At 64.8% G+C, this 25,817-nt stretch carries 24 protein-coding genes; 8 read left to right on the forward strand and 16 right to left on the reverse strand.

What is annotated here, in order from left to right; genetic code table 11:
- Nucleotides 1-22 precede the first annotated feature (22 nt).
- Both NR187_RS27025 and NR187_RS27030 read right to left on the reverse strand, forming a co-directional pair.
- Nucleotides 23-1,912 (reverse strand): CHASE2 domain-containing protein, encoded by a 1,890-nt coding sequence (locus NR187_RS27025; RefSeq protein WP_211385168.1) that lies wholly within the window; start codon nt 1,910-1,912, stop codon nt 23-25.
- A 103-nt stretch (nt 1,913-2,015) separates the two neighbouring features.
- Complete coding sequence (locus tag NR187_RS27030; RefSeq protein ID WP_211385167.1) at nt 2,016-2,540, reverse strand: FecR domain-containing protein; 525 nt, start codon at nt 2,538-2,540, stop codon at nt 2,016-2,018.
- A gap of 657 nt (nt 2,541-3,197) precedes the next feature.
- Between NR187_RS27030 and NR187_RS27035 the strand changes: the two genes are divergently transcribed.
- On the forward strand, nt 3,198-4,292 hold the full coding sequence (locus NR187_RS27035; RefSeq protein WP_256808255.1) for a tlde1 domain-containing protein: 1,095 nt from the start codon (nt 3,198-3,200) through the stop codon (nt 4,290-4,292).
- Nucleotides 4,293-4,358: 66 nt separating this feature from the next.
- Here the strand turns inward: NR187_RS27035 and NR187_RS27040 are convergent, their stop codons facing one another.
- The 4 genes from NR187_RS27040 to NR187_RS27055 all read right to left on the reverse strand — a co-directional run bounded on the left by NR187_RS27040 (nt 4,359) and on the right by NR187_RS27055 (nt 7,978).
- On the reverse strand, nt 4,359-5,183 hold the full coding sequence (locus NR187_RS27040) for an SDR family NAD(P)-dependent oxidoreductase (protein WP_211385165.1): 825 nt from the start codon (nt 5,181-5,183) through the stop codon (nt 4,359-4,361).
- Nucleotides 5,184-5,264: 81 nt separating this feature from the next.
- Nucleotides 5,265-6,623: a caspase family protein gene (locus NR187_RS27045; RefSeq protein ID WP_256808256.1), complete on the reverse strand. Its 1,359-nt coding sequence runs from the start codon at nt 6,621-6,623 to the stop codon at nt 5,265-5,267.
- A gap of 109 nt (nt 6,624-6,732) precedes the next feature.
- Complete coding sequence (locus tag NR187_RS27050) at nt 6,733-7,371, reverse strand: glutathione binding-like protein (protein ID WP_256808257.1); 639 nt, start codon at nt 7,369-7,371, stop codon at nt 6,733-6,735.
- Nucleotides 7,372-7,384: 13 nt separating this feature from the next.
- The gene (locus NR187_RS27055) at nt 7,385-7,978 is read right to left on the reverse strand and encodes a cysteine hydrolase family protein (RefSeq protein ID WP_256808258.1); all 594 of its coding nucleotides are present in this window, start codon (nt 7,976-7,978) and stop codon (nt 7,385-7,387) included.
- Between the two features lie 131 nt (nt 7,979-8,109).
- Between NR187_RS27055 and NR187_RS27060 the strand changes: the two genes are divergently transcribed.
- Together NR187_RS27060 and lepB are read left to right on the forward strand one after the other, a co-directional pair.
- Nucleotides 8,110-8,949, forward strand: a complete 840-nt coding sequence (locus tag NR187_RS27060; RefSeq protein WP_256808283.1) for a LysR family transcriptional regulator — start codon at nt 8,110-8,112, stop codon at nt 8,947-8,949.
- Between the two features lie 124 nt (nt 8,950-9,073).
- Complete coding sequence (gene lepB / locus NR187_RS27065) at nt 9,074-9,820, forward strand: signal peptidase I (RefSeq protein ID WP_256808260.1); 747 nt, start codon at nt 9,074-9,076, stop codon at nt 9,818-9,820.
- A gap of 120 nt (nt 9,821-9,940) precedes the next feature.
- Here the strand turns inward: lepB and groL are convergent, their stop codons facing one another.
- Together groL and NR187_RS27075 are read right to left on the reverse strand one after the other, a co-directional pair.
- Nucleotides 9,941-11,581 carry a chaperonin GroEL gene (gene groL / locus NR187_RS27070; RefSeq protein ID WP_211385160.1) on the reverse strand — a complete coding sequence of 547 codons (1,641 nt, stop codon included), beginning with the start codon at nt 11,579-11,581 and terminating at the stop codon, nt 9,941-9,943.
- A 44-nt stretch (nt 11,582-11,625) separates the two neighbouring features.
- The gene (locus tag NR187_RS27075; RefSeq protein ID WP_211385159.1) at nt 11,626-11,940 is read right to left on the reverse strand and encodes a co-chaperone GroES; all 315 of its coding nucleotides are present in this window, start codon (nt 11,938-11,940) and stop codon (nt 11,626-11,628) included.
- Nucleotides 11,941-12,318: 378 nt separating this feature from the next.
- Between NR187_RS27075 and NR187_RS27080 the strand changes: the two genes are divergently transcribed.
- Nucleotides 12,319-12,606, forward strand: coding sequence for an usg protein (locus NR187_RS27080; protein ID WP_211385158.1), 288 nt, complete (start codon nt 12,319-12,321; stop codon nt 12,604-12,606).
- Nucleotides 12,607-12,754: 148 nt separating this feature from the next.
- Here NR187_RS27080 and NR187_RS27085 read toward each other — a convergent pair whose 3' ends face one another.
- Nucleotides 12,755-14,884 carry a tetratricopeptide repeat protein gene (locus tag NR187_RS27085; RefSeq protein ID WP_211385157.1) on the reverse strand — a complete coding sequence of 710 codons (2,130 nt, stop codon included), beginning with the start codon at nt 14,882-14,884 and terminating at the stop codon, nt 12,755-12,757.
- 227 nt (nt 14,885-15,111) lie between these two features.
- Between NR187_RS27085 and NR187_RS27090 the strand changes: the two genes are divergently transcribed.
- A complete protein-coding gene (locus NR187_RS27090) occupies nt 15,112-15,639 on the forward strand; it encodes a cupin domain-containing protein (protein WP_211385156.1) in 528 nt (175 codons plus the stop codon).
- A gap of 196 nt (nt 15,640-15,835) precedes the next feature.
- Here the strand turns inward: NR187_RS27090 and NR187_RS27095 are convergent, their stop codons facing one another.
- Nucleotides 15,836-16,858, reverse strand: coding sequence for a LysR substrate-binding domain-containing protein (locus NR187_RS27095; RefSeq protein ID WP_306235727.1), 1,023 nt, complete (start codon nt 16,856-16,858; stop codon nt 15,836-15,838).
- A 51-nt stretch (nt 16,859-16,909) separates the two neighbouring features.
- On the opposite strand from NR187_RS27095, the gene NR187_RS27100 reads away from it, so the two are divergent.
- On the forward strand, nt 16,910-17,830 hold the full coding sequence (locus tag NR187_RS27100; protein ID WP_211385385.1) for an amino acid ABC transporter substrate-binding protein: 921 nt from the start codon (nt 16,910-16,912) through the stop codon (nt 17,828-17,830).
- Nucleotides 17,831-17,896: 66 nt separating this feature from the next.
- Nucleotides 17,897-18,928 (forward strand): low specificity L-threonine aldolase, encoded by a 1,032-nt coding sequence (locus NR187_RS27105; protein ID WP_306235728.1) that lies wholly within the window; start codon nt 17,897-17,899, stop codon nt 18,926-18,928.
- Between the two features lie 117 nt (nt 18,929-19,045).
- Here NR187_RS27105 and NR187_RS27110 read toward each other — a convergent pair whose 3' ends face one another.
- Nucleotides 19,046-20,296 carry a NupC/NupG family nucleoside CNT transporter gene (locus NR187_RS27110; protein ID WP_211385153.1) on the reverse strand — a complete coding sequence of 417 codons (1,251 nt, stop codon included), beginning with the start codon at nt 20,294-20,296 and terminating at the stop codon, nt 19,046-19,048.
- A 184-nt stretch (nt 20,297-20,480) separates the two neighbouring features.
- Between NR187_RS27110 and NR187_RS27115 the strand changes: the two genes are divergently transcribed.
- Nucleotides 20,481-21,719 carry an MFS transporter gene (locus tag NR187_RS27115; RefSeq protein ID WP_256808264.1) on the forward strand — a complete coding sequence of 413 codons (1,239 nt, stop codon included), beginning with the start codon at nt 20,481-20,483 and terminating at the stop codon, nt 21,717-21,719.
- A gap of 124 nt (nt 21,720-21,843) precedes the next feature.
- Here the strand turns inward: NR187_RS27115 and NR187_RS27120 are convergent, their stop codons facing one another.
- The 5 genes from NR187_RS27120 to NR187_RS27140 all read right to left on the reverse strand — a co-directional run bounded on the left by NR187_RS27120 (nt 21,844) and on the right by NR187_RS27140 (nt 25,814).
- Nucleotides 21,844-22,602, reverse strand: coding sequence for an SDR family oxidoreductase (locus NR187_RS27120; RefSeq protein WP_211385151.1), 759 nt, complete (start codon nt 22,600-22,602; stop codon nt 21,844-21,846).
- Between the two features lie 34 nt (nt 22,603-22,636).
- Complete coding sequence (locus tag NR187_RS27125) at nt 22,637-23,395, reverse strand: proteasome-type protease (protein WP_211385150.1); 759 nt, start codon at nt 23,393-23,395, stop codon at nt 22,637-22,639.
- A 93-nt stretch (nt 23,396-23,488) separates the two neighbouring features.
- Entirely contained in the window at nt 23,489-23,896 is a 408-nt protein-coding gene (locus NR187_RS27130; protein ID WP_211385149.1) for a carboxymuconolactone decarboxylase family protein, read from the reverse strand.
- A 57-nt stretch (nt 23,897-23,953) separates the two neighbouring features.
- Entirely contained in the window at nt 23,954-24,802 is an 849-nt protein-coding gene (locus NR187_RS27135; RefSeq protein ID WP_211385148.1) for a transglutaminase family protein, read from the reverse strand.
- 67 nt (nt 24,803-24,869) lie between these two features.
- Complete coding sequence (locus NR187_RS27140; protein WP_211385147.1) at nt 24,870-25,814, reverse strand: alpha-E domain-containing protein; 945 nt, start codon at nt 25,812-25,814, stop codon at nt 24,870-24,872.
- Between the last annotated feature and the right edge of the window lie 3 nt (nt 25,815-25,817).

The raw sequence follows: 25,817 nt of genomic DNA on the forward strand, positions 1-25,817 counted from the left end.
CCGACGTTGATGAGTAGACGTCTTAGTCGATCATCTCGGCCTTGGTCGCGGCCTGGCTTGGCCTGTTCCGGTCACGCCAGAACCAGACGGTCACGACGCCGGAGCGGCCGCGGACCTGCGTGAGCAGCGGGCCCGACAGGACGCCGTCGGGCGCGCCGTGGAAGTCGGCCGTATCCAGCAGCGTATCGCTGAGCGCGAGCCGCGCGCCGTTCTGGACGGCGACCTCCATCAACCGGCTCGCGACGTTGACGGTGTCACCCGTCGCCGTGATGTGCTGATGGCTTTCGCCGAGGCGGGAGGCGACGATCGGACCGAAATGCGCGCCGATCTTGAAACCGAGCTGATCCCTGACCGCAGACGGCAGCGACACGATCCAGCGCTCGACGCCGCGATGCAGGTCGATCGCGCATTTCAGCGCGCGTGCGGCGTCATCGGGCATCGCGCCGGGCAGGCCGAACAGGATCATGGCTCCGTCGCCGAGAAAGCCGGTGATCATGCCGCCGCAATCGACCGCGACCTTGTCGATCAGGGCGTGAAACGCCTTCAGGACGTCCTGGAGTTGGTTTGGATCGATCCGCTCGCTGAGCGCCGTGAAGCCGGAGAGGTCGATGAAGACGATTGCGGCATCTTGCCGGACGGGCTTGGACAGGAAATTCGGATCACGCGCCAGCCACTCCTGCACCGCCGGCGCCTGGAATTGCGCGAGCGACCGGCTCTTGTCTGCGAAATATTGCGTGCGGCGGCCTCCCGCCCACAACTGCACGCCGGCAAAGACCGCAACCGGCGGCAATGCTGCAGCGAGCGTGGTCGCACCGTTCAGCCAGATGCCGTGCGTGAACGCGAACAGATTGAACCCGGCCCAGGCGATCATCACCGCCGCCGCGGCCATGATACCGAGCGCGCTGCGCCGCCAGGCGAGCAGGCCCACCAGCAGCATCGGCAACAGGATCGCGATGAGCGCGTCGGCGATGTGGACCTTGCGGTCGCGCACGATGCTGTCGCCGGCGACGAGATGGGTGATCGCGGTCGAGACCACCTCGACGCCGGGCATCAGGGAATCGAACGGCGTCGGATAAAAGTCGCCGCCGCCCGCGACCGAGGCGCCGATCACGACGATCCGGTTCTCGATCGCCGCACGATTGAGCGTGCCGTCGAAGATGCTCTGCGCGCTGACGGTGCGGATGGTGCGGCGCGGGCCGTAATAGGTGATCGGCAGCGCGAAGTCGGTATCGGTGGGCACCGCGCGGTCGCCGAGCATCAGGTGATCCGGCGCGATCGTCAGTGGCTTGTCGAGCGCGCGCGCCGCGACCCGCAACGGGAATGACAGCTCGAGCTTGTCGCGTGTCCGGAACAGCATCGGCACCGAGAGCGGCGAGCCCGATTGTCCGGTTGCCACGTTGACGACGCCGACCTCGGCATGGTCGGCGAAGGCCTGCAGGGGCAGCAGGAAGCGCTCGGCCTGCGGCAGGGCGGCGAGGGCGCCCTGGCTGCCGGGCTCTATCGTTTCGCTGGCCGACGGGAAAATCGCCGCGGCGGCGAGGACCATGGGGCCGGTGGCGAGCGTGTTGGCGAGCGTGGCGTCGCCGATCGCGGCGCTGCGGTCGACCAGCAGCAGGTCGATCGCGACGACCTTCGGCTTGAATTGCACGATGGTGTCGACGACGCGGGCGAGATCGGCGCGCGGCAGCGGATAGCTGCCGCCGCGCTTCACGACGGTGTCGTCGATCGCGACGATGGTGACGAGATCGGGCGGAGCCTGCACGCCGCGGACCTGCGTCCGCCAATCAGTCAGTGCTGCCTCGAGGCGATCGAGAAAGCGCAGATGGCCGTTGGCGTGGCCGGCATAAATGCCCGCGCCCCACAGCGCGGTGAGGACGAGTGCCACCAGGATCTGAACGCGTCGGCTACTCATGCGGTCGTTTTGCAATCTCTTCTATCGTCCAAATGCTCGTCCGGGCCTTATTGACCCCGCCTGACTGGCCTGGTCTTACTGGCCCAGTCTTACCGGCCAAGTTTTACTGGCCCAGTCTTGCCATCAGCGCGTCGACGCGCGGCTGGCCCCATGTCTTGACGGTCAGCGGGCCGGCTGCCTCGACATCGACGCCTTCGCCGGGGCCCAAAACGACGCCGCGTCCACGAGCCCTGCGGCTCACCCCGACGCGGCCGTCGGCGACGAACACGGACGTCTTGGCCTCCGCGACATCGATCGCCCATTTCGTGCCGCGCACCGCGGCGATCGCTTGCGGCGTCAGGACCTTGAAGCGGTTGCCGCCGGGCTTCTTGGGCACCTCGACCAGCAGCGCTCTGCTGCTCAACTCCACGGAGTCTATATGTCCGTCGCGGTTGGCGTCCTTAAGTTCAAATCTGGCGCCGCTTTCGGCAACGATCGTGATGCCGTTGTCGCAGCGCCAGGTCTGCGTTCCGGCGGCAGACGGCGACGCCGTGCAGCCAACATTGGCTGCAGGCTGGGCAATCGCATGTCCGATCAACAGAAACGACCCCGCCAGAGCGAGAAACCCTGCGCGCGCGAACTCTCTCATGCCAGCCTCCGTTAGCGTGCCCGGCACAGTTCAAGGCGATGTTGATACGGTACCGTATCACACGCAGAGGCTGCTGAACAGTGCCGCTTCCGCAGCTATTTCCTCGCTGCGGCATTTTCCAGACCGGCGCGATCAACTTTCACTCACGGCGCCGCACGGCGTGAGCGCCCCGTGCGGTGTGTGAGTGGCCCGCCACGCGTGCCTCGAGAGGTGGAGGGAGGCTATTGCGCACCAGCGTCACGCAATGCTTCCCCGTTATCGTCCGGGTATCGAAGACCACGAAAACGACTTGGTTGGTGCGTTTAGAGATGCGGCCGGAGACGTCCGCTGACCGTGCTGAACCGGGCGAGAATTATGGTTAACAGCTTCGCCTAAGTCCGTAATTCTGCGGGCCTTTTTCTCGAAATGGGACAGCGTTAACCCGATGCCTCACATCTGCCCGAACTTAATCCGCATTTAACTAAAAGTCGCCTTAATGACGCTCCGACCCTCTGCGAGATGCTGTTCCCGGATCGTGACCAGCGGCACTTCGAAGGGGGACTTGGTGACACCGTCCTGGACGCAAGGCGAATGAGTACGAGTATCGCTGCGCAGAGTAACGCGGCACGGAAGTCCAAAGAATTCTCGAGCAATTCTTATCGGAAACCTTCCCGGAAGATGACCACCCAAAACGCGCTTGGCGCCGCCGTGATCGGCTGCGTCGTGCTTGGCGCCGGCTGGACCGTGTACAGCAACATCTTCGCTGCCAGCGTCTATCCGACCGTCGGCAGCATCGGCTACGACGCACCCGTGATCAAGCGGGCGCCCAGGGTCGCGCTGCGCGAGGCGGGCGAGGCCGTCAAGGAAGCCTTTGCGCTGTTGCCCGACCGGTTGCAGGTCGCAGCTCCGATCTCGCGCGAGATGTTCAACGAGCGCTTTGCCGCGGCTGCGACCCAAGGCGTGCAGTCGAACGCCGCGAGCGTCGCGCCTGCGACCAAGGTTGCCGAGGCCAAGGACACGGCGAAGCCGGGCGTGATCGCGAAGGTCGCGGAAGCGCTGAAGCCTGCTCCCGCCAGGATCGCCGATGCTGGCAAGGATTCTGCCAAGGATTCTGCCAGGACCAAGCGCGCCGACGCACCGGTGCAACTGGCCTCGGCTGATCCGGCCGAGATCGTGCCGGCGCCTGAGGCAAAACCAAAATCGTTCGCCGATCGCGCCAAGGCTGCGGTGATGTCGATCACCGGGCCGCGCCAGTCGATGGTGGACAAGCTCTGGGGCAAGCGCGAGCCGTCCGGCGGGCTGCTCGCCTATGCCTCGGCCGACGCCAGCGTGACCGCCTCCATCGCGCCGCGGGAGCAGAACCCCATGCTCGGCGGTTCGGCGCCCTATGAGCGCGACACCGCGGTCTACGACATCACCGCCAGGACGGTCTATCTGCCGGACGGCACCAAGCTCGAGGCGCATTCCGGCCTCGGCTCCAATCTCGACGACCCGCGCTCCTCACGCGTCCGCATGCGCGGCGTGACCCCGCCGCACATCTACATGCTGAAGCCGCGCGAGGCGCTGTTCCACGGCGTGCCCGCGCTGCGCCTGACCCCGATCGGCGGCGAGAGCGCGATCTACGGCCGCGACGGCCTGCTGGCGCACACCTTCATGCTCGGGCCGAATGGCGATTCCAACGGCTGCGTGTCGTTCAAGGACTATTACGCGTTCCTCGACGCCTACCGCAACAAGGGCATCCGCAAGCTCGCGGTGCTGGCGCGGGTCGAATGATCCCGGCTCATTCCTGGTGATGCAGAAAGGGCCGCTCGCAGCGGCCTTTTCCTTTTGCGCGACGTTTCAGCCCGGCCAGCACTGTCCGCCGCCGTCGATCCGCAGCACCTGGCCGGAAACGAACGCGCCCATGGGGCCTGCGAAGAATTCGACGACGCGCGCGACCTCGTCGACGGTTGCGATCCGGTCGAGCGTGCCGGTCTCGACCATTCTGCCGGGGTCCACCGCGCGCGTGCCGAGGAAGCGGCCGGTTCGGGTATCTCCGGGCGCGATGCAATTGACGGCGATGTCGTAGGGGCGGAGCTGGTCGGCCAGACATCGCGTGTAATGGGTCACGCCGGCCTTCGACACCGCATAGATCGAGCCGTTGGTGCGTCCCTTGAAAGCGGCGACCGAGCCCAGGGTGACGATGCGACCGCTACGGCGCTCCATCATGCCGCGCGCGACCGCCTGGCAGGTCAGGATGGTGGAGAGCAGATTGCGCTCCAGCACCGCGCGGACGTCGGCCTCCTTGATGTTCACCGCGTCGTTCGGGTCGGGCTTGCCGCCGGCGGCCGCGATATCGCCGCCGGCATTGTGCACGAGAATGTCGATCGGGCCGAGTGCGCCTTCCGTCTCCGCAACCACGCGCGCGATGTCCTCGCCCTTGGTGAGGTCGCCGAGCATGCGCCGACTGCGAACGCCGAATTGCCGGCCGATCTCCGCGGCCACCGCGGTGAGGGTGGTGCCCTCGCCATATTCAGCCGGCCCGTTCTCGCGCATGCCGTGGATGGCGACATCGGCGCCGAGCGCGGCAAGCTTCTCCGCGAAGGCGCGGCCGAGCCCGCGCCCGGCGCCGGTCACGAGCGCAACCTTGCCGGCCAATATCTTCTTCCCGTCATGCGATGCCATGATCTTGTTCCTGTCGTGAGATGTCAGTCCGCCGCGGGATCGAGCCGATCGCCGTCGCCTGCACTGCGTGATATTGCACGATCAGCGTTTGACGAAAACCAGATTGCAGGAACGTGCTTCGTTGCGCTTGCCGCTGCCGCGGGTGCGATCGAACTGCGCATCGACCGTAAAGGCGTAGGGCGAGCCGGGCGCGATGTTGTTGAGCGTATACGTGCTCGCCCCCGTCGTCCCCCGCGCGCTCAAGGTCGTCTTGCCGTCCGCCGGGATCTGGCCGTCGATCTCCAGCCGGTTGACACCACTCGAGCCCTGCGCCTCGGCGTGAAAAACGCCGTTCGTCACGGTTGCCGCGAGGGCTCTGGTGAAGCCCTGCGCCTTGCCGCTGGTCTGGCAATTCAACGTCACGTCCCAGTTGCCGTCAAACTCCTTGCTGCCGCCGGTTCGGGCGTTGCCGGCCGCCGGCGCAAGCGCCGTCTTCTGTTTCAACCCCTCGACGCGCGCCCTGGCGAGCGTCGCGAAAATGCAGTTCGGGAATCTGGCGAGATGGTCCTCGTAGGCCCCCAGCGTGCCGATGCTGTCCGCGGCCTTCCAGTGTGCCTCTGCGGCTGCGCAGGGATCCGCCCGCGGCGCGGCTTGGGGCGCGGCTGGCGCCAAGGTGACCGACACCGGCCCGTTCAGGTAGAACTTGCCGATGATCGACAGCGACAGCTCGGGGAGCTGGGTCTTGCCGCTTGAGTCATAGACATCGCTGCTGATGTCGCGGAAGACGTCGCCGATTTCCTGCGGTTCCTCGATGTGCTTCAGGAACGCGGTCGTGTAGGGGCTGTTGCGGCCGGCGCCATCGGCGGCGACCTGCCCGGATTGCGTCGAGAACGACACGATCGTGCCGCGCGGCGCCTCGACCTTCGACAGGCCCCGTCCGATCGAGGCGGCGCGCGTGGATCCGGCGGAGCGCTTGAGGGTTTCGGCCAGCGGATTGTCGCGGCAGGAATCCAGCACGAGGATGCGCAGGTTCTTGGCCTGCTGCAGATCGTTCACGATGTCGTCGACCCGCACGAAGCGCTTGAGGTCCGCTTCATCCGTCAGCACGGCGTCAACAGGCATCAGGTAGTTCACGCCGTTGTACTGCATCGCGTGGCCGCTGTAGTAGAACATGGCGACGTCGGCTCTGCTTGCGGCGCGCGCGAAGCGGATGGTCAGGTCCTGCATGTCGGCCTGGCGCAGGTCGATACCCTGAAAGACCTCGAAGCCGCTGCGCTTGAGCGAGGCCGCGACGTCTTCAGCATCGTGCGACGGGTTCGGGAGTTGCGCCGTCGAGACATAGGCGCCGTTGCCGATCACCAGCGCGACCCGCGTCTCCGCCGAAGCGGTCGCAACACAGAGCCAGCAGGCAAGGAGGGCCAGAGAGAATCCGGGCAAGTGAAATCTTGAAATTGCGCGCATGAATGCCGCCCGAGGAAAAGTCGAAAAATATCCCCCAGACTAGCGCATGCCGCGCCGGCATCAACGCCCTCGCTGCGGAACCGTCAAACGTGGCGGCCGCGGCATCCTGTCACGCCGGGCTCGCCGCCACGGTTTTGCGTAGTGCCAACTCGGTCGCGACCGCCTCTCGCACTGCGGGGCGCGCCTGCATGCGTTCGAGATAGGCCGACAAGGCCGGCCATTGCGCGATGTCGACGCCGGCAGGACGGAGCAGCAGCAGGGCCCAGGTGAGATGGGCGTCCGCGACGGTGAAGCGGTTGCCGACAAGGAATTCGCGGTCCGCCAGATGCGCCGAGGGCACCGACAAGGTCTGCGTGATCCTCGCTCGCGGCTTGGCGAGCGAGCCGTCGTCCTTGTACCAGAAGGTCGGAAACAGGAACGCCTTGTGGATCTCGGCGCCGATGAAGCTCAGCCATTCCTGCAGGCGATAACGGTCGGGATCGCCGAACCCGGGTGCAAGGCCCGCCTCCGGCTTCGCGTCGGCGATGTATTGCAGCACCGCCGCGCTTTCGGTCAGCCGCTCGCCGTTCTCCAGCACCAGGACCGGCACCGCACCCTTCGGCGACACGCCGCGGAAGTCGCTGCCGTCGTCCACCACCTTCTTCGTCCAGATGTGGGCGAGATGATAGTGCGCGTCCAGGCCGGCCTCCATCAGCGCGATACGGCTGGCGAGCGAGCAGGCCATCGGAAAGAAATAGAGTTGCAGCATCGCTCACGCTCCGTCAGGTCAGCGCTTCGGCTCGTGCGATGATCGCGAAGCGGTCCGACAATTCGGCCAGCGCGACCTCGTGAATGGTCCTTGCGGCAAGCGCTCCGCCGCGGCCGTCGGGCAGATCGCGTGTGGCGCAGGCATCGGCTGCGATCGTCGTGCGCAGGCCGAGGTCGAGCGCGGCGCGGGCGGTCGAAGAGATGCACATATGGGTCATGAAGCCTGCCAGCACGATGTTGGTGCGTCCGGTTGCGGCCAGCCGGGCCTGCAGGTCGGTGCCGGCAAAAGCGTTCGGCAGCGCCTTCTCGATCACGGCTTCGCTCGCGAGCGGCATCAGGCTCCTGACGATCGCGCCGCGCTCGGCCTCGCGGTCGAACAGGCTGCCGGCACGTCCCTTGTGCGCGATATGGAAGATCGCACCGCCGCTTGCCCGCGCGCGGGCGAGCAGGCGCGCGGCGACGGCGATCGCGGGCTCCGCATCCGGCAAGGCGAGGGGGCCGGCGCAATATTCGTTCTGAATGTCGATCAGCACGAGGCAGGAATCGGCGAGCTTGGGCGGAGTGAGGTCGGCGCCGGACAATTCGAGCAGGGTCTTGGGAGCGGTCATGCGGGTCAGGCCTTCAGGGCGGTGTCGGATGGCGCCACCCTAGCGCGGCGTCGGCCTGCCATTGTGCAGGACTATTGCAGCATATGGCTGCAAATTTGCAGGATCCGGTCGTGCCTGCTAGGCTCATCGCCATGAACTGGGACGATCTGCGCATCATCGCCGCGGTCAGGGACGAGGGCACCTATGCCGGCGCCAGCGCGCGGCTGCGCATCGACGAGACCACCGTCGGCCGCACGCTCGCACGCATCCAGCGCGATCTCGGCGTGCCGCTGTTCGATGCGGTCGACGGCCAGCGCCGGCCGACGCGCCATTGCGAAGCGGTGCTCGAACATGTCGGCGCGATGGCCGCGCATGTCGCGGCGATCGATCGTATCGGTGAGAGCCAGCCGGGCGCGGTCGGCCGCCTGCGCATCGCCTCGACCAACGCGGTCGCCGAGGAGTTGCTGGCGCCCCACGCCAGCGCCTTCCTGCGCGATCACCCCGGCCTGACGCTGCAATTCCTCACCTCCAGCGGCAACGTCAAATTCTCGCGCTGGCAGGCCGACCTTGCCATCCGCCTGCGCAAGCCGGAGAAGGGCGACTTCACCATCTCCAAGCTCGGCGATGTCAGGCTGTATTTCTTCGAGCCCGCCGATCGCGCGGGCGGCGAGCCTGTCGCCTGCGTCTATCCGGACGAGCTCGATAACATCCCCGAACAGCAGTTCCTGCGGGCGAAGCGTCTGAACAACGTGCGCTGCGTCACCGACAATATCCGCATCATCAGGACCATGATCCAGTCGCACCAGGCCATCGGCGTGCTGCCGGAGCATAGCTGCGGGCCGCTGCTCGCCGACCGCAGCCTGCGCGCGACGCTGCTGCCGAGGCGCCGCGACGTCTGGCTGCTGGTGCAGAACCACCTCAAGCGCGATCCGGCGACGCGGCTCACCATCGAATGGATCCGCCGCTGCTTCGGCGATGTCGCGCGCGGCTGATCCGTCGGATCAGCCTTGTTGAACGCGGTCGAAGCGTTGCACGACAAAACCATTGAAGCCGGGATTGCGTGCACGCGAAGGTTGCGTAATCCCGTGATGGCTACGGTTTGATCAGGGCAGGCGCATGACCATTCTGCAGGGCACGATCCGGCCGCAGGCCAAATCCGGGGAATGGAAGACGATCGTCGTCTTGATCCTCTTGATCCCGGTGCTGTGGTCGCCGCCGTTCCTGTTCCGCATCTTCCTGTTTCAGCCGTTCAACATCCCTTCCGGCTCGATGACGCCGACCCTGGTCGTCGGCGACTACGTCTTCGCCGCAAAATATGCCTATGGCTATGGCCGCTATTCCTTTCCGTTCGCACCGTCATGGATTTCCGGCCGTTTCCGGGCTGCCGAACCCGAGTACGGCGACGTCGTGGTGTTTCGCACGCCGAAGAACACTTCGGTCGACTACGTCAAGCGCGTGGTCGGGCTGCCCGGGGATCGCATCCAGATGCGGCAGGGCCAGCTCATCCTCAACGACCGTCCGGCGACACGCGTGGCTCTGAAGGCGGTGGCTGCCGGCTCCACCTGCGGCGTGGATGACGGCGCAAAAGCCAGGCGCTGGCGCGAGACGCTGCCGAACGGCGCGTCCTACTTGACGCTGGACTGCGTCGACAACGGCTACTACGACAACACCGACGCCTACACCGTGCCGCCGGGCCATTTCTTCGTGCTCGGCGACAACCGCGACAACTCCACCGACAGCCGCTTGATGTCGACGTTCGGATTCGTGCCGATGGACAATCTGGTCGGCCGCGTGACTCGGATATTCTGGTCGCTCGACGAAGAGGGCGAGCCGCACATGGAGCGGCTCGGGAAGGTGTGGTGAGATCTCCGTCAGTCAGGGCTTGCGCTTCGCGCGCCCCGGAATGACGAGTGGAAAGAGCCGAGCAAAAACAAAAACCCCGGCATCGCTGCCGGGGTTTCGTAGGTCTCGAGGTGGCTGGACTTAGAAGTCCATGCCGCCCATGCCGCCGCCCGGGGGCATTGCGGGGCCGGAGCCACCCTTCTTGGGCAGCTCGGCGACCATGGCTTCCGTGGTGATCAGGAGCGCGGCAACCGAGGCAGCGTTCTGGATCGCGGTACGGACCACCTTGGTCGGGTCGATGATGCCCTTCTTGACGAGGTCGCCGTATTCGCCGGTCTGGGAATCGAAGCCGAAAGCGTACGACTTGTTCTCCAGCACCTTGCCGACGATCACAGAGCCGTCTTCACCGGCGTTGATCGCGATCTGGCGAGCGGGAGCCGACAGCGCCTTGCGCACGATCTCGACGCCGGTCTTCTGGTCGTCGTTCTTGGTGCGCAGGCCCTTGAGCTGCTCGGAGGCACGGAGCAGGGCGACGCCGCCGCCCGGGACGATGCCTTCCTCGACAGCTGCGCGGGTCGCATGCATCGCGTCATCAACGCGATCCTTGCGCTCCTTCACCTCGACCTCGGTCGCGCCGCCGACGCGGATCACCGCGACGCCGCCGGCGAGCTTGGCGAGACGCTCCTGGAGCTTCTCACGGTCGTAGTCCGAGGTGGTCTCCTCGATCTGCGCCTTGATCTGGGACACGCGCGCCTCGATGTCGGCCTTCTTGCCGGCGCCGTTGACGATCGTGGTGTTCTCCTTGTCGATCATCACCTTCTTGGCGCGACCGAGCATGGCGAGCGTGACGTTCTCGAGCTTGATGCCGAGATCTTCCGAGATCGCCTGGCCACCGGTCAGGATCGCGATGTCCTGCAGCATGGCCTTGCGGCGATCGCCGAAGCCCGGAGCCTTGACGGCCGCGACCTTCAGGCCGCCGCGCAGGCGGTTCACGACGAGGGTGGCGAGAGCTTCGCCTTCGACGTCCTCGGCCACGATCACCAGCGGCTTGCCGGTCTGCACCACGGCTTCCAGCAGCGGCAGCAGCTCGTTCAACGAGGAGAGCTTCTTCTCGTTGATGAGGATGTAGGCGTCGTCCATCTCAACGCGCATCTTGTCGGCGTTGGTGACGAAGTAGGGCGAGATGTAGCCGCGGTCGAACTGCATGCCCTCGACGACGTCGAGTTCGGTCTCGAGCGACTTGGCTTCCTCGACGGTGATGACACCCTCGTTGCCGACCTTCTTCATGGCGTCGGAGAGGAACTTGCCGATTTCGGCATCGCCGTTGGCGGAGATGGTGCCGACCTGGGCGATCTCTTCGTTCGAGGTGACCTTCTTGGAGTTCTTGACGAGGTCCGCGACCACGGCTTCGACCGCGAGGTCGATACCGCGCTTGAGGTCCATCGGGTTCATGCCGGCGGCAACCGACTTGGCGCCTTCGCGCACGATCGCCTGGGCGAGCACGGTGGCGGTGGTGGTGCCGTCGCCGGCCGCGTCAGCGGACTTGGAGGCGACCTCGCGCACCATCTGGGCGCCCATGTTCTCGAACTTGTCCTCGAGCTCGATCTCCTTGGCGACGGTGACGCCGTCCTTGGTGATGCGGGGAGCGCCGAACGACTTGTCGAGCACGACGTTGCGGCCCTTCGGACCGAGCGTGACCTTCACCGCGTTGGCGAGAATGTCGACGCCGCGAAGCATCTTGTCGCGCGCATCGACGGAGAATTTGACTTCTTTAGCTGCCATCTGGATTTTTCCTTAGGTGTTTAGCTGGGTGCGAGAGGGGGCTCTTAGGCCGCCTTCTTCTTGGAAGCGGGGACGTCGAGGACGCCCATGATGTCGCTTTCCTTCATGATCAGCAGATCGACGCTGTCGATCTTGACCTCGGTGCCTGACCACTTGCCGAACAGCACGCGGTCGCCGACCTTCAGGTCGATCGGGATCAGCTTGCCGGCTTCGTCGCGGCCACCCGGGCCGACGGCGACGATTTCGCCCTGCGAGGGCTTTTCCTTGGCAGTGTCGGGAATGATGATGCCGCCAGCGGTCTTCTCTTCTGCGTCAATGCGCTTGACCACGACGCGGTCGTGAAGCGGACGGAATTTCATGCAGTCCTCCTAAGCATTTGCTCAGATTGATGTTTTAGGGGTGTTAGCAATCGATGCCCGCGAGTGCCAATGCGGGTTAAGCTCAAATAGGACAGGATTTTTGCGGGGGCAAGGGCTTCTAGCAGAAAAATAAGCACTCAAAAGCGCTGTCTGCCAATTTCCTTTACCATCGTTAACCGCTTTGCGGGACCGTATTAGCACGGAGCCTGGTCTGCTGCTAACGCATTGAATTTCAACAGCTTGTTAAACTTTTGGGCTTGAGATGGGTTGTCAGTTTGCGTCACATTTCTCTCATGTGAGCGCATCTCCACCGGGTGGCTCGTAAGCAGCGTACCGGAAAGCCACCCCTTGATATGCGCTCCTGAAAAGGAGGTTGGCATGGTCTCGCGGGTTGGGGTTGTTTCCGACGACTTCCGGAAACAGGTGCTGGGTTACGGGCTGACGACGGCCGAAATTCTCTACCGGATGCCGGATCATCCCTCACTGCTTCAGACCTATGTCTGGCAGAATTACGATCTCTTCCCGAAATTCCCGGCGCTGACCGACTTCCTCGCCTTCTGGCAGCAGAAGCTCGATGGCCCGCTTCATTCGGTGACGGTTGCGCATTCCAAGCTGATCAAGCCGGCCGAGCTTCGCGCCGTGGACGGCGTGTTCCGGCTGCATTGAAGGCTCCGACGAATTGGCTTTCGTCGCTTGAATGGCTGCGTCGTGCGCAAGCAGAGAGCGCGTGATGCGGGCCTTGCGATCGCCGGTTTGGCCGATCTCGTTTCAGGGTGGCCGCGCGGCTCCAGATGGCCGGCGCATCGGGCAGGGCTCAGGCGCAGCCGTCGCAATAGCGCTTCCACATCGTGCGATAGGCATCGTCCACCGCTTGCGCATATGATACGGCGTTGCCGGCGGCCGCAGCTCCGATCTGTCCGGGCAGTTCACGGCGCAACTTTTCCAGCTCGCCGATCTGCGAGCCACGGCTGGCGGCGATGTCGACATACGCCTCATCGCTCTCCGCGACCCAGTCCGGCAGGCCGAGCGCGGTGAGGATGGCGCCGGCAGCACGGCCGGGCAGGCTGTTGCCGAGCTTGGCCACCACCGGCACGCCCATCTGCAGGGCTTCCCATGTGCTGACGCCGCCGTTTTGCGGGAACGGGTCGAGGGCAATATCGACGCGATTGAACGCTGCCAGATGTTCGCCTCGCGAGGTCCGTCCCAGCAGATCGACGCGTTCGGTGGGCAACCCGCAAGCCGCAAACCGCGCCAGCAGATTGTCGCGGACCAGCCGGTCGTCCAGCGCACTATCCTTGATCAGCAGTCGCGACCCAGGCACCCGCTCGAGAATTCTGGACCAGACGTCCGCTGCCTCGTCCGAAATCTTGCTGATGCGGTTGAAGACACCGAATGTGACGAAACCGTTCGAGATCGCCGGCGCCTCCATCCGCGCAATCCCGGCCGGCAGCGGCGCCAGCGTCACAAAGCACGGCAGGTCGACAACGGTCTCCGCAAACAGATGCCGAACCGCGACAGGAATCGCGACCTGGTCCGAGAACAGATAATCGATCGTTGGCAGGCCTGTGCCGGTGCCGTGGCCCCAGCCATGCACCTGGATCGGCGCCGGCTTGCGCGCAAAAACGCCGAGGCGGTTTCCGCTGGTATGGCCGGACAGATCGATCAGGATATCGACGCCATCGGCGCGGATCTGAGCGGCGAGATGATCGTCGGTCCATTGCGAGGCGTCGTGCCAGCGATCGGCGATCCCCTGAAATTCGCTGGTCATTGCATCCGATCCCGGTGAGCACGAATAGCACACGACCTCGAACTGTGCCGGATCGTGATGCTCTAGGACCGGCCTGAAAACGAAAGCCGCCGAATGCACCCGAAAATCGGACGAGACGTAGCCGAGCACCAGACGGCGATCCGGATCGCGGCCGTTGTCGTGCGGTCCCGCTGCTCCTGGAGCGATTTTCGCGCCGATCCGCTCCCACCATACCTGCCGCGCCTGCTGATGCTGCTCGACGCTGGCGTCCCCCACGAAATCGAGGGCAAATATCTTGCTGGAGATCGTGCTCTCGAGGTCAGGCTGGAGCTCAAGGGCTCTGTCGAAACTGGCGAGGGCTTCGTCGACCCGGCCGAGTGCGAAGAAGCATTGGCCGAGCAGGCTGTGGGCCTGAGCGAAGCCGGGATCGATGGCGAGAGCCTTCTCGCAATCGCGCGATGCCTCGGCGGTTTGCCGGGTTTGGAGCAAGACATTGGCCCGCGAGAGCCAACCATTCGCGTCGCCGGGTGCCACGGCAATGGCGCGATTGCAATCCGCCATGGCTTCGTCAAATCGCTGAAGCTCCCGCCATGCAACGGCGCGGTTCGCCAGCGCCGAGGCATAGTCAGGCTTGATCGACAGCGCGCGGCTCAGGCTTGCAATGGCCTCGTCGTAGGCGCGCAGGCGGCAGAGCGCCCAACCCCGGCCGTTATGGGCTTCGGAAAGGTTTCCGTTGATTGCGAGCGCCTTGTCGAAGCTCTCGAGCGCATCCTGGTAGAGCTCAAGGGCCGCGTTCGCGTTACCGAGATTGGACAGGGCCAAGGCGTAGTTGGATCGCAAGGCGAGAGCCTTTCGATAGCTCTCGCGGGCCTCATTGTGACGTCCCAGGCCATTGAGCGCGACGCCCAGGCTCATATGAGCTTCGGCAGATCGCGGATCCACGGTCACCGCTCGGCTCAGCAGTACCTGGGCTTGCTGATAGTCTTTGGCATCAGACTCCAAAGTGCCGAGCAAATGCAGCGCGATGAATTGATTGGGCGCGAGCTCCAGCAGTTGGCGATAGGCGGCCTTGGCTTCGGGCAGAAGCCCCATCTTATGCATCTGGAGGGCGCGCTCGAGCAACGGCGCCACGTCGGCTTTTTGCCGTTTCTGCAACCGGGCATTTTGAAATGCCCGCTGGCCTGCGCTGCTGCTCATGAATCACATCCCCCAGAATCTCCCGGCGAGATTAATTCAGCGAGGGAGCTATTACGAGACGACGGCGGCTCGCCACGACAGCCTGGGACAAGCTACGACCGTCGGGTCATCGCGTGACCGGCCCAAGCCGCAATTGCCCCCGCAATTGCTGCCTCGTTCAAGAGCGGATAGTCTGCCCGTATGTTGTACCCGTCCGGCGGGCGCGGCTCAGATCAGGGAGGCAGACAATGGCCAGGCAAAAGTCATCGAGACCCGCAACGAAGACCGTGGTGAAGAAGCGGAGCGGAGCCAAGGTCGCGGCGCGCTCGTCCGCGCGCAAGGCGGTGAAAACGAAGGCGCGCGCGACGTCGCCGAAGAAGCCCGCACGTCCCAGGCAGCGCATCGTGATCAGCCATCACCGCGAGGAAGACTTCAAGGCCGATGGCCTGCGCGCCTATGCAAAATACCGCGACCTCGGCATCGCCGATGCGACCCACGGCCTGGCGCAAGCGCATGTGATCCGCCTGCAAGGCCCCTGCAATCCGGAAGAGGTGTCAAAGCTGCACTTCCACGCTGTCGACTTCCAGATGGTCTACGTTCTCAAGGGCTGGGTGAAGACCTATATGGACGGCGAGGGCGAGACACTGATGAAGGCAGGCAGCGCCTGGACCCAGCCGCCGAAGATCAAGCACATGATCCTGGACTATTCCGACGACGTCGAACTGCTGGAGGTGATCCTGCCGGCGGAGTTCAAGACGGTGGAGCTGAAGGCGTAGGTCGCTCGACCCTCTCGGTCGTCATTGCGAGGAGCTCGCGACAAAATTGCGAAGCAATTTTGCGCCGATGCGACGCGGCAATCCAGACTGTCTCCGCGGATAAATTTCTGGATTGCTTTGCTACGCTCGCAATGACGGGTGCCTTGTAGCCCGGATTGCGCTTCGCTCCATCCGGGCTACGGCAGCTATCGGCCGACTACCGCTCAAGATAGTCCAGTTCTTCGCTCATGATCCTGCGAGCATATTCGCCAAAAACATCGATCAACCGGCCGCGCGCGGCATAGGGCGGATAGAGCAGCGCGATCGTGACGGGGACTGCAGGGTTGAAGGGGCGCGTGATCAGCGCCGCGCCAGAGCTTTCGTCATGTGCGGCAATCGGGTTGATAATGCTGATGCCGAGACCCGCCGCGACCAGGGCACAAACCGATGCGCCCAGATCGGTTTCGGCAACGACGCGGCGGGTGACGCCAGCCTGCGCGAAGATCGTATCGATGCGATCGTGGAGCGGACTCCCCGTGGCGAAGGAGATGAAGGCGTCATCGGCGAAATCGGCAGGGCGCAGCGTCTTCTTCTGTGCAAGACGATGCGCCTTCGGCATGATCGCGACGCAACGGGTCTTGAGCACCGGCTCGACATGCACCCCCGCAACCTCGCCGTAGAGCATTGCCAACCCGGTGTCGCAAAGCCCGGAGCTGACCCAGTCGTGCACGGCGCTCGCCGTGCCGGATCGGATCGAGATCATCACATGCGGATAGTCCACCTTGAAGCGCGCCGCTATGCGCGTCAGCAGGCCGCCGGCCAGGCGCGGCATCGCCGCAACGCTTAGCCGACCCATGCCGAACGAGCGGATGCTGGCTGCGCTGGCCTCCAGTCCCGCCAGGCCGATGAAGGTCTTCTCGACCTCCTGGAAAAAGCGCGACCCGTCCACGGTGGGACGCAGGCGGCCGCCACTGCGGTCGAACAGCGGGAATTGCGTGATCGCCTCCAACTGTCCGATCAGGCGGCTGATCTGGGGTTGCGAGGTATGCATGCGCTGCGCCGCCTGCGTCATCGATCCCGTCACGAAGACCGCCCGAAAAGCCTCCACGTGCTTCAAGCCCATGCGTCTGGTGGCCATATCAAATCCGTATAGGGGAGTGTGAAACTGGAATTTCATCAGATCGGGCTTTTGGACGATAGTCCAGAGCATGCAGCCGCTCGCACGGAGCTGTCCTGTCATTGCTCACCCACCGCGGACGGCGTCACGGACATTCGCCAAGAGAGGGACGACATGAAAGCGACAAGGATCAAGGCACTCGCCGCGGCGACCATCGCTGTAGTTCTTATTTCCGGCGAGGCCATGGCCCAGGGTGCGAGCAGGCTGGACAAGATCCGTGAGAACGGCTCGATCACATTGGGGTATCCCGAGACCTCGGTGCCCTTCGCCTATCTCGACGATAATCAGAAGCCGATCGGCTACACCGTGGAAATCTGTGAACGGGTGGTGCAGGCGATCAAGACAGCCCTCAAGCTCCCCAAGCTCGAGACCCGCTATAACCCCACAACCTCGGCGACACGCATTCAGCTGCTCGCCAACGGGACGATCGATCTCGAATGCGGCAACACGACCAATAATGTCGAGCGACATAAACTCGCCGCCTTTTCTCCCACCATCTTCGTTGCGCAGGTCGTCCTCGTCGCACGCAAGAATGGCGGGGTCGATGTCAACGACCCGGCTTCGTTCCGCGGCAAGGCCATCTCGGCCCAGGCAGGCGGCCAGACCTTCAAGGTGATTACGCTGATCAATGCCAAGAACAATCTTGGCATCACGCTCGTGCCGGCCAAGGATACCGCGGAGACCTTCTTGCTGGTCTCGACGGGCAGGGTGGCCGGCACAGCCAACGATGACGGTCTCGCCTATGCCACGGTCGCCTCGTCCAGGACGCCGGATGATTTCGTGATCGGCAGCAAGAGTCTTGAACTCGCGCCCTACGGTATCGTCGAACCCAAGGATGATCCTGCTTTCAAGAAGGTGGTCGACGATGCCGTGATCGACCTGATGAAGAGCGGGCAGATCGCGGCGCTCTACGACAAATATTTCAATTCCCCAATCCCACCACATGGCCTCAACCTGAAATTTCCGATGAGCACCGCGCTCAAGCGGGCGCTGGCCAACCCGACCGATTCCGGCGACCCGGCAGTCTACGAATGACGCGCCAAGTGCTTGAGAGGTCCTCCGATGGCACATCAACACGAGACAAACTCGGCGGGCTCTGAGTTGCCGCCGATCGACCTGCGCAGCGATACGGTCACCAAGCCGACCGCAGCGATGTATGCCCGCATGGCCTCGACGCCGCTCGGCGATGACGGGCTGGACGGTGACCCCACGGTGCAGGAGCTGGAGGCCGTCGCGGCTGCGGCGTTGGGCAAGGACGCCGGCCTGTTTGTGCCGAGCTGCACCATGGCCAATCTGTTGGCGACACTGGCGCAGTCGCAGCGCAGCGAACAGATCGCGTTGGAAGCGAATGCCCATATGTACACCTCCGAACGAGGGGCTGCGACATTTACAGGGCAGTTCTACCTCGCCATTGCAGGCACCGACGGCGCGATGGACCTGAATTTGCTGGAAGACGCCATACAGGGTGAAGGGCTCAAGCTCAGGACCGCCCTTATCGCGATGGAAACCTCGCACAACAATGCGAGCGGCGCCGTGCTGCCGCTGGAGCATATGCAGGCTGTGCACGCCATGGCAGCGGCTCGCGGCGTCCCGGTGCATCTCGACGGCGCGCGGCTCTTCAACGCCGCGGTCGCGCTTGAAACGGCGCCGGCCGAGGTTGCGAGGCATTGCGATACGGTCTCTCTGTGCCTGTCGAAGGGCCTGAGCGCACCTGCAGGTGCCGTGCTAGCCGGGCCGCGCACCGTGATCGACCGGAGCCGCAGGTTTCGCCGCATGCTGGGAGGCACGCAGCGCCAGATCGGCATCCTGGCTGCCGCCGGTCTGGAGGCGGTTCAGGTCATGGGTGCGCGTCTGGGCGAGGACCACCGACGTGCGCGAATCCTGAGTGATGCGCTGAACGGGATGCATCCCAAGCTCAGCGCGACAATCCCGCAAACGAATATCGTGCAGGTCGATGTCTCTCGCTCCGGACGCGACAGCGCCGCGTGGTCGGCGGCTCTCGAGAAGGCGGGCCTGAAGGCGCGGCCCTGGGGTCTGCATCGCTTGCGTTGTGTGACCCATCGCCATATCGATGATGCCGATATCGATCGCGCGGTCACGGCATTTCGCACCGTGGCCGGAGTTTTGGTTTAGCGCATCCGCCGATGTGAATCGGGTCCCTTGCAGCCGGATGGAGCAAGGCGAAATCCGGGAAAGTCTCTAAGGTGGACCCGGATTGCGCTGCGCTCCACGCGGGCTGCGGGCCCTTCGCTACGTCAACACCCCCACCACCGCCCCCATCAAACACGTCGTCAGCGTCCCCGACACGATCGACTTCAATCCCAGCGCGTTGATCTCCTCTCGCCGGTCCGGCGCCATCACGCCGAGCCCGCCGATCATGATGCCGAGGCTGGCGAAATTGGCGAAGCCGCACATCGCGTAGAGCATGATCAGGCGCGAGCGTGCATCGAGCGTGCCCGGCGGCAGCTTCGAGAAGTCGACATAGGCGATCAATTCGTTGAGCACGGTCTTGGTGCCCATCAGGCTGCCGGCGCTGACGGCCTGGTCCCAGGGCAGCCCCATCAGCCAGCACACCGGCGCCATCACGAGGCCGAGCAGGCGTTGCAGCGAGATCGCGGCACCGCCGAGATTCGGCAAGAGGCCGAGGATGGCGTTGACGAGATAGACCAGCGCCACCAGCACCAGCAGCATCGCGACGATGTTGATCAGCAGCTCGATCCCCGCACTCGTCCCCTTCACGATCGCGTCCATCGTGCTCGAAACTTCCATCTCCGGATCCTCGAGCGTGCCGCCGGTGCGCCGGTCGGAGGTCTCTGGGATCATGATCAGGCTGACGAGGATCGCGGCCGGTGCGCCCAGCACGGAGGCGATGACGAAGTGCGCCGCCGCATCCGGAATGAGCGGGCCAAGCAGGGTCGCATAGAGCACCAGCACCGTGCCTGCGATGCCGGCCATGCCGCCGGTCATCACCAGGAACAATTCGCTGCGGGTCATCTGGGCCAGATACGGCCGCACGAACAGCGGCGCCTCGACCATGCCGAGGAAGATGTTGGCGGCCGTCGACAGCCCGACCGCGCCGCCGACGCCGAGCGTCCGCTCGAGCAGCCAGGCCATTCCGCGCACGACCGGCGGCAGCACGCGCCAATAGAACAGCAGCGTCGTCAGCACGCTCATGATCAGCACGATCGGGAGCGCCTGGAACGCCAGGATGAAATCGGCGCCGGGCACCTTCAAATCGAACGGCAGGGGACCACCGCCGATATAGCCGAACACGAAGGAGGAGCCGGCGCGCGAGGCCGCCGAGATCGCGCCGACGGCGTCGTTGATGGCGCCGAAGGCGCGCGCGACGACGGGCACCTTCAGCAGGACGATCGCCGTGACGAATGTCGCGACGAGACCGATCGCCGCCTGTCGCAGCGAGACGGCGCGGCGATTTTCTGCCAACGCGAACGCGATCAGCAGCAATGCGAAAATGCCGAGTGCCGATTGCAAGCGCAGCATGATGTCCCCAAAGCCCCGGTGATTATGGCCGCGCCTGCGTTGCAAAGGCAATGCCGGGACATGCGGGAGGCGTCCTGCTGTTGACAAGCAGGTCCGCCTCAGTCACGCGGGGAGCACGTCGACATCAGGGGCGGACGGTCCAGGGTTGACCCAAGAGGTCATCCGAGAGGTAATCCAAGCGGCGATGCCAGAGCAGCCAATATCAGCCGATCCGCCGGTCAGTGCCCGCGCGCTCCTCTCCCATCGCGCCTTCCTGTTCTTCCTGCTCTCGCGCAGCCTGTCGCGCTTCTCCAGCCAGATCGCGGCGGTTGCGATCGGCTGGCAGATCTACGATCTCACCGGTTCGGCCTTCGACCTCGGCATGGTCGGCCTCGTGCAGTTCCTACCGACTGCACTGCTGGTGTTCGTCGCCGGCCACGCCGCGGACCGTTACGAGCGCAAGCGCGTGGTCCAGCTCTGCCAGTTCGTGGAGGCCGCGACCGCGCTCTATCTGGCCGTGATCACCTATCTCGGCGCGGTCGGCGAGGTGCAGATTTTCGTCGCGACCTTCGTGCTCGGCATTGCCGGCGCGTTCGAGAGCCCGACCACGGCGGCGCTGTTGCCGCTGATCGCGCCGCAGGGATCGCTGCAGCGCGCCACCGCCGTGTCCAGCGGCGCGGCCCAGGTCGCGACCATCACCGGGCCGGCGCTCGGCGGCTTCGCCTACGCGGTCGCGCCGCATCTCGCCTATGCCGTGATGGTGCTGTTCTGGATTTTTGGAATGATTTTGACCGGCTTCATCCGGCCACGCCCGCAGGCGGTCGCCAAGGATATGGCGGGCGCGGACAATATCTTCGCCGGCGTCCGCTTCATCCGCAGCAATCCGGCGATCCTCGGCACTATCTCGCTCGATCTGTTCGCGGTGCTGTTCGGCGGCGTCACCGCGCTGTTGCCGATCTATGCCCGCGACATCCTCCAGACCGGCCCGATGGGCCTTGGGATATTGCGCGCCGCGCCGGCCGTCGGTGCGCTGCTGATGACCATGGTGCTGGCGCGTCACACCATCTCGCGGCACGTGGGTCTGCGCATGTTCCAGGCCGTGATCGTGTTCGGGCTCGCAACGATCGTGTTCGCGCTGTCGTCGTGGATGTGGCTGTCGGTGCTCGCGCTCGCCGTTCTCGGCGCGGCCGACACGATCAGCGTCGTGATCCGCTTCTCGCTGGTGCAATTGTCCACCCCCGACGAGATGCGCGGCCGCGTCGGCGCGGTCAACTTCCTCTTCATCAACGCCTCCAACCAGCTCGGCCAGTTCGAGAGCGGGGTTGCGGCCGCACTGGTCGGCGCCATGCCGGCCGCCGTGCTCGGCGGCGTCTGCACCGTCGCCGTGGCGCTGCTCTGGATGAGGCTGTTTCCCAGCCTGCGGCGGGTGGAGAGTCTGGAGTAGGGCGCCGGTCTCTCACGATTGCGGAGGCTGTGCTGGGACTTAGCCGACATCACCCCCGCAGCCAGGCAACAGCAGGCGCCTCTTGACGCCTACTGTGCATGGGGTTGTTTTCGCAATTTTAGCTTTAGCCACGTCCAACGAACGGCATCTTGGTCGCCATGACAGTCATGGTCAGCACGTTGGCGTCGAGCGGCAGGCCGGCCATGTAGGCGACGGCATCGCCGACCGCCTTGGCGTCCATGCGCGGCTCGTGCTTGGTGGTGCCGTCGGGCTGCAGCACGCCGGGGCCGTTGACCATGCGGTCGGTCATCGGGGTGGCGGCATTGCCGATGTCGACCTGGCCGACCGCGATGTCGTACATGCGGCCGTCGAGGTTGCTGGCCTTGGTCAGGCCGGTAATGGCGTGCTTGGTCGAGGTGTAGGCCGCCGAGAACGGTCGCGGCGCATGCGCCGAGATCGAACCGTTGTTGATGATGCGGCCGCCGCGCGGGCTCTGGTCCTTCATGATGCGGAAGGCGTGCTGCGTGCACAGGAACGGGCCGGTGAGGTTGGTGTTCACCACCGCTTGCCACTGCTCGAGGCTGAGGTCCTCGAAGTTGACGGCCGGCGCGCCCATGCCGGCATTGTTGAACAGCACGTCGAGCCGGCCATAGGTCGCCTTGACCTTGTCAAACAGCGCGGCGATCGAATCCGGCTTGGTCATGTCGGCGGTGACACACAGGCTCTTGCCGGCGGGCCCGAGCTTGGCGGTCTCCTCGAGCATGTCGAGGCGGCGCCCGACCAGCACCACGGTGAAGCCGGTGTTCATCAGCGCCAGCGACGCCGCGCGCCCGACACCTGTGCCGGCGCCTGTCACCACTGCGATCTTCTTTGCCTCACTCATCGTTTCCTGCCTTTTCTCTCTTCAAGTTCTTTTGTCAGGTTTTGGGTTCTTTTTCGTTCTTGTAGGGCGGCCGCGGAATGTTCTGGTGCGCGGCGCGCAGCGCCGCCGACCAGCGCGAGCGCAAATCGTGGAAGTAGGGCTCGCCCGCCTCGATGCGATGGTTGAGATCGGCATCGCACGCATCGGCGCGCACCACCAGCACGTCGATCGGCAGGCCGACGCCGAGATTGGAGCGCATCGTCGAATCCATCGAGATCAGGCCGGTCTTCAGCGCCTCGTAGAGCTCGACGTCGTAATGCATGGCGCGGTCGAGCACCGGCTTGCCGTATTTGTGCTCGCCGATCTGCAAATAGGGCGTGTCGGTGGTGCACTCGATGAAATTGCCGGCGGTGTAGACCATGAACAGGCGCATGCGCGCGCCCTTGATCTGGCCGCCGAACAGGAAGGAGACGTCGAAGGAGACATCCTCGGATTTCAACGCCGGGCCTTCGGTGGCGTGCACGGCCCGGATCGCCCGGCCGATGCGCTGGGCGGCCTGGAACATGGTTGGCGCGTTCATCAGCGTCTCGATATCGCCGGTGTTGGGGTCCTCCAGGCCTTCGGTCAGCGTGGAGAGCACCGACTGGCTGATGGCGAGGTTGCCGGCGCTGGCGATCGCCATGATGCGGTCGCCGGGCTTGGTGAAGATGTGCAGCTTGCGGAAGGTCGAGACGTTGTCGAGGCCGGCATTGGTGCGGGTGTCGGCGATCATCACCAGACCGTCCCGAACCAGAATTCCGCAACAATAGGTCATTTCCAGTCCCCGAACGCGTTTGCGCGGAATTACTAGCCAATTTCAGGGGCCACTCCAACCCCGAATCCCGCTGGGGCCAAGCCGTCATTCCCCTCAGTCGGCGGCATCGACGAGAAACGCCGCATCGACGGGGACGCCGAGCGCCGTGACCAGCCGGTTGGTCTCCGCGGCCATGCCGACGATGGCGAGCAACTCGCCGTATTCGGCCTCGGTCATGCCCTTGGCCCGTGCGCCGGCGGTGTGGGAGTGGATGCAGTAACTGCAGCCATGCGCGATCGATACCGCGACATAGACCATCTCCTTGACCTTGGGATCGAGCGCGCCCGGACCCATCACCTCCTTGATGCTCTCCCAGGTCCGCCGCAGCGTCTTCGGATCATGCGCCAGCGCGCGCCAGAAATTGTTGACGAAATCCGACTTCCGCACTTTTCGGATATCGTCGAAGACGGCGCGGGCCTCGCTGGATAGTTCATCGTCCGAAAGCAGCTTCACGGTCGCCATTGGGTGCCTCGCAGGTCTGGTTTGACCCTGCGAGCATAGCACGCGTGCGGCTTCGGCTCAGCTCTGCCGCTGGGACTGCGATTGCGACTGGCCGCCGCGGCCGGCCTGCTCGACCTTGACCGCGACCGACAGCGTCTCCGAGCCGCCGCCATAGCGGGTGCCGCGCACGGGGGCTGCGCCGAGATAATCGAGCCCGATCGCGACGCGGACATGGGCGTCGGTGGCGCAGATGCTGTTGGCGGGATCGAAGCCGACCCAGCCGAGACCGTCGACGTAAGCCTCGGCCCAGGCATGGCCGGCGTCCTGATGCACAGTGCCGTCCGAGCGCAGGAAGTGGCCGGAGACGAAGCGCGCCGGCACGCCGCCGCTGCGGGCGCAGGCGATGAAGATATGCGCGTAGTCCTGGCAGACGCCGCGCTTGAGCGTGAACGCCTCGGCCGCCGAGGTGCCGCTGTTGGTCGGGTCCTCGTCGAAGGTCATGTGATCGCTGATTTGCGTCATCAGCGTGTGCAGGAAGCCGAGCGTGTCGCTTTCGGCCTCGCTGCGCAACTGGCGCGCAACCGCATGCATCGCCGGATTGACCGTGGTGAGGTCGGTGGCGCGCAAGAACATGCCGGGCGGAAAGCGTTCATCGGCGCCGCGCAGGACGCCGCCGGTGTCGTGGGTCTCGATCAGGCCCTCGGCGGTGATCTGGATGTCGCCGACCGGTCCGCAGGACAGCACGTGGGTGACGTTGCCGAACGCGTCCTCGTGGGTGTCGAGCTTGGTGTCGGTCGAGACGTCGATCTGCCACTCCGCCACATATTGCCCGTCATGGCTGCCGGGCGTCATGCGCAGGATCTGGATCACGCTGGTGGCCGGCGGCTCGTAGCGATAGGTCGTGGTGTGCAGGATTCGCAGGCGCATGGGGGGACCGTTGTTCTTGCGTCGTCGCTTCCGGGCTGGCCCTGCGGGCGCCCCGGATGACGCAGTATCAGATCAAATACTGCTTCGTGATGATTTCGCCCAGCCTGGAATTGTCCGAGATGAATTCCTGAATGAATTCATGCACGCCATGCTGGAAAATGTCGTTCATATTGCTGTGTTCCAGCCGGTTGCGGATGCCGCGGGCATGGCGCTGGGCCGGGCCCTGGCGGCCATAGGCGACGCCGATCTGGTCGAGATTGCGCACGAGATTGCCGTAGCAGCTCGCCAGCGAGCGCGGCAGCGTGTCGTTGAGGATGAGCAGGTCCGCGATCAGCCAGGGTTTCAGCGTCTCTCGATAGACCCAGTGATAGGCCGTCAGCGCCGAGACCGAGCGCAGGATCGAGGTCCACTGGTAGAAGTCGAGCGGACCGCCGACATGCTCCTCCTCGGGCAGCAGCACGTGATACTTCACATCGAGAATGCGCGCGGTGTTGTCGGCACGCTCCAGGTGCACGCCCATCCGCGAGAACCAGTAGGCGTCGTTACGCAGCATGGTCCGGTAAGCCGAGCCGTCGAAGCGCAGCGATGTCTCCTGCACGAAGCGCAGGAATTTGGCGAGGTCCTCGCGCGTCGAGGTGCCCTTGTTCCAGACCTCCTGGAGCTCGATCCAGGCCGAGTTGATGGTGTCCCACATCTCGCTGGTGAGCGCGGTGCGCACCGAGCGCGAGTTCAGCCGCGCCGCCTCGATGCAATTGCGGATCGAGGACGGGTTGTTCGGCGAGAACGACAGGTATTCGACGACGTTGTGCTCGTTGGCTTCCTCGTAGGTCTGATAGAAGCTGGCGGCGACGCCGGCGGTGAGCAGCGCCGAGTCCCATTCGTTGGTCTTGCCGATATAGGCGGCGGGAAGCGCGGTGACGCGCAGCGTCGCATCGATGGTGCGCGCGAGATACTCGGCCCGTTCGACGTAGCGGGCGAGCCAGTACAGGTTTTCGGCGGTACGCGACAGCATCTG

Source organism: Bradyrhizobium sp. Bra64 (assembly GCF_024519875.1).
Taxonomy (GTDB): domain Bacteria; phylum Pseudomonadota; class Alphaproteobacteria; order Rhizobiales; family Xanthobacteraceae; genus Bradyrhizobium; species Bradyrhizobium japonicum_G.

What these genes read in the sequence shown, in the direction of transcription:
- NR187_RS27025 (WP_211385168.1), bottom strand. Translation starts at nt 1,912, where the DNA reads ATGAGTAGCCGACGCGTTCAGATCCTGGTGGCACTCGTCCTCACCGCG.
- NR187_RS27030 (WP_211385167.1), bottom strand. Translation starts at nt 2,540, where the DNA reads ATGAGAGAGTTCGCGCGCGCAGGGTTTCTCGCTCTGGCGGGGTCGTTT.
- NR187_RS27035 (WP_256808255.1), top strand. Translation starts at nt 3,198, where the DNA reads ATGACCACCCAAAACGCGCTTGGCGCCGCCGTGATCGGCTGCGTCGTG.
- NR187_RS27040 (WP_211385165.1), bottom strand. Translation starts at nt 5,183, where the DNA reads ATGGCATCGCATGACGGGAAGAAGATATTGGCCGGCAAGGTTGCGCTC.
- NR187_RS27045 (WP_256808256.1), bottom strand. Translation starts at nt 6,623, where the DNA reads ATGCGCGCAATTTCAAGATTTCACTTGCCCGGATTCTCTCTGGCCCTC.
- NR187_RS27050 (WP_256808257.1), bottom strand. Translation starts at nt 7,371, where the DNA reads ATGCTGCAACTCTATTTCTTTCCGATGGCCTGCTCGCTCGCCAGCCGT.
- NR187_RS27055 (WP_256808258.1), bottom strand. Translation starts at nt 7,978, where the DNA reads ATGACCGCTCCCAAGACCCTGCTCGAATTGTCCGGCGCCGACCTCACT.
- NR187_RS27060 (WP_256808283.1), top strand. Translation starts at nt 8,110, where the DNA reads ATGAACTGGGACGATCTGCGCATCATCGCCGCGGTCAGGGACGAGGGC.
- lepB (WP_256808260.1), top strand. Translation starts at nt 9,074, where the DNA reads ATGACCATTCTGCAGGGCACGATCCGGCCGCAGGCCAAATCCGGGGAA.
- groL (WP_211385160.1), bottom strand. Translation starts at nt 11,581, where the DNA reads ATGGCAGCTAAAGAAGTCAAATTCTCCGTCGATGCGCGCGACAAGATG.
- NR187_RS27075 (WP_211385159.1), bottom strand. Translation starts at nt 11,940, where the DNA reads ATGAAATTCCGTCCGCTTCACGACCGCGTCGTGGTCAAGCGCATTGAC.
- NR187_RS27080 (WP_211385158.1), top strand. Translation starts at nt 12,319, where the DNA reads ATGGTCTCGCGGGTTGGGGTTGTTTCCGACGACTTCCGGAAACAGGTG.
- NR187_RS27085 (WP_211385157.1), bottom strand. Translation starts at nt 14,884, where the DNA reads ATGAGCAGCAGCGCAGGCCAGCGGGCATTTCAAAATGCCCGGTTGCAG.
- NR187_RS27090 (WP_211385156.1), top strand. Translation starts at nt 15,112, where the DNA reads ATGGCCAGGCAAAAGTCATCGAGACCCGCAACGAAGACCGTGGTGAAG.
- NR187_RS27095 (WP_306235727.1), bottom strand. Translation starts at nt 16,858, where the DNA reads ATGACAGGACAGCTCCGTGCGAGCGGCTGCATGCTCTGGACTATCGTC.
- NR187_RS27100 (WP_211385385.1), top strand. Translation starts at nt 16,910, where the DNA reads ATGAAAGCGACAAGGATCAAGGCACTCGCCGCGGCGACCATCGCTGTA.
- NR187_RS27110 (WP_211385153.1), bottom strand. Translation starts at nt 20,296, where the DNA reads ATGCTGCGCTTGCAATCGGCACTCGGCATTTTCGCATTGCTGCTGATC.
- NR187_RS27115 (WP_256808264.1), top strand. Translation starts at nt 20,481, where the DNA reads ATGCCAGAGCAGCCAATATCAGCCGATCCGCCGGTCAGTGCCCGCGCG.
- NR187_RS27120 (WP_211385151.1), bottom strand. Translation starts at nt 22,602, where the DNA reads ATGAGTGAGGCAAAGAAGATCGCAGTGGTGACAGGCGCCGGCACAGGT.
- NR187_RS27125 (WP_211385150.1), bottom strand. Translation starts at nt 23,395, where the DNA reads ATGACCTATTGTTGCGGAATTCTGGTTCGGGACGGTCTGGTGATGATC.
- NR187_RS27130 (WP_211385149.1), bottom strand. Translation starts at nt 23,896, where the DNA reads ATGGCGACCGTGAAGCTGCTTTCGGACGATGAACTATCCAGCGAGGCC.
- NR187_RS27135 (WP_211385148.1), bottom strand. Translation starts at nt 24,802, where the DNA reads ATGCGCCTGCGAATCCTGCACACCACGACCTATCGCTACGAGCCGCCG.
- NR187_RS27140 (WP_211385147.1), bottom strand. Translation starts at nt 25,814, where the DNA reads ATGCTGTCGCGTACCGCCGAAAACCTGTACTGGCTCGCCCGCTACGTC.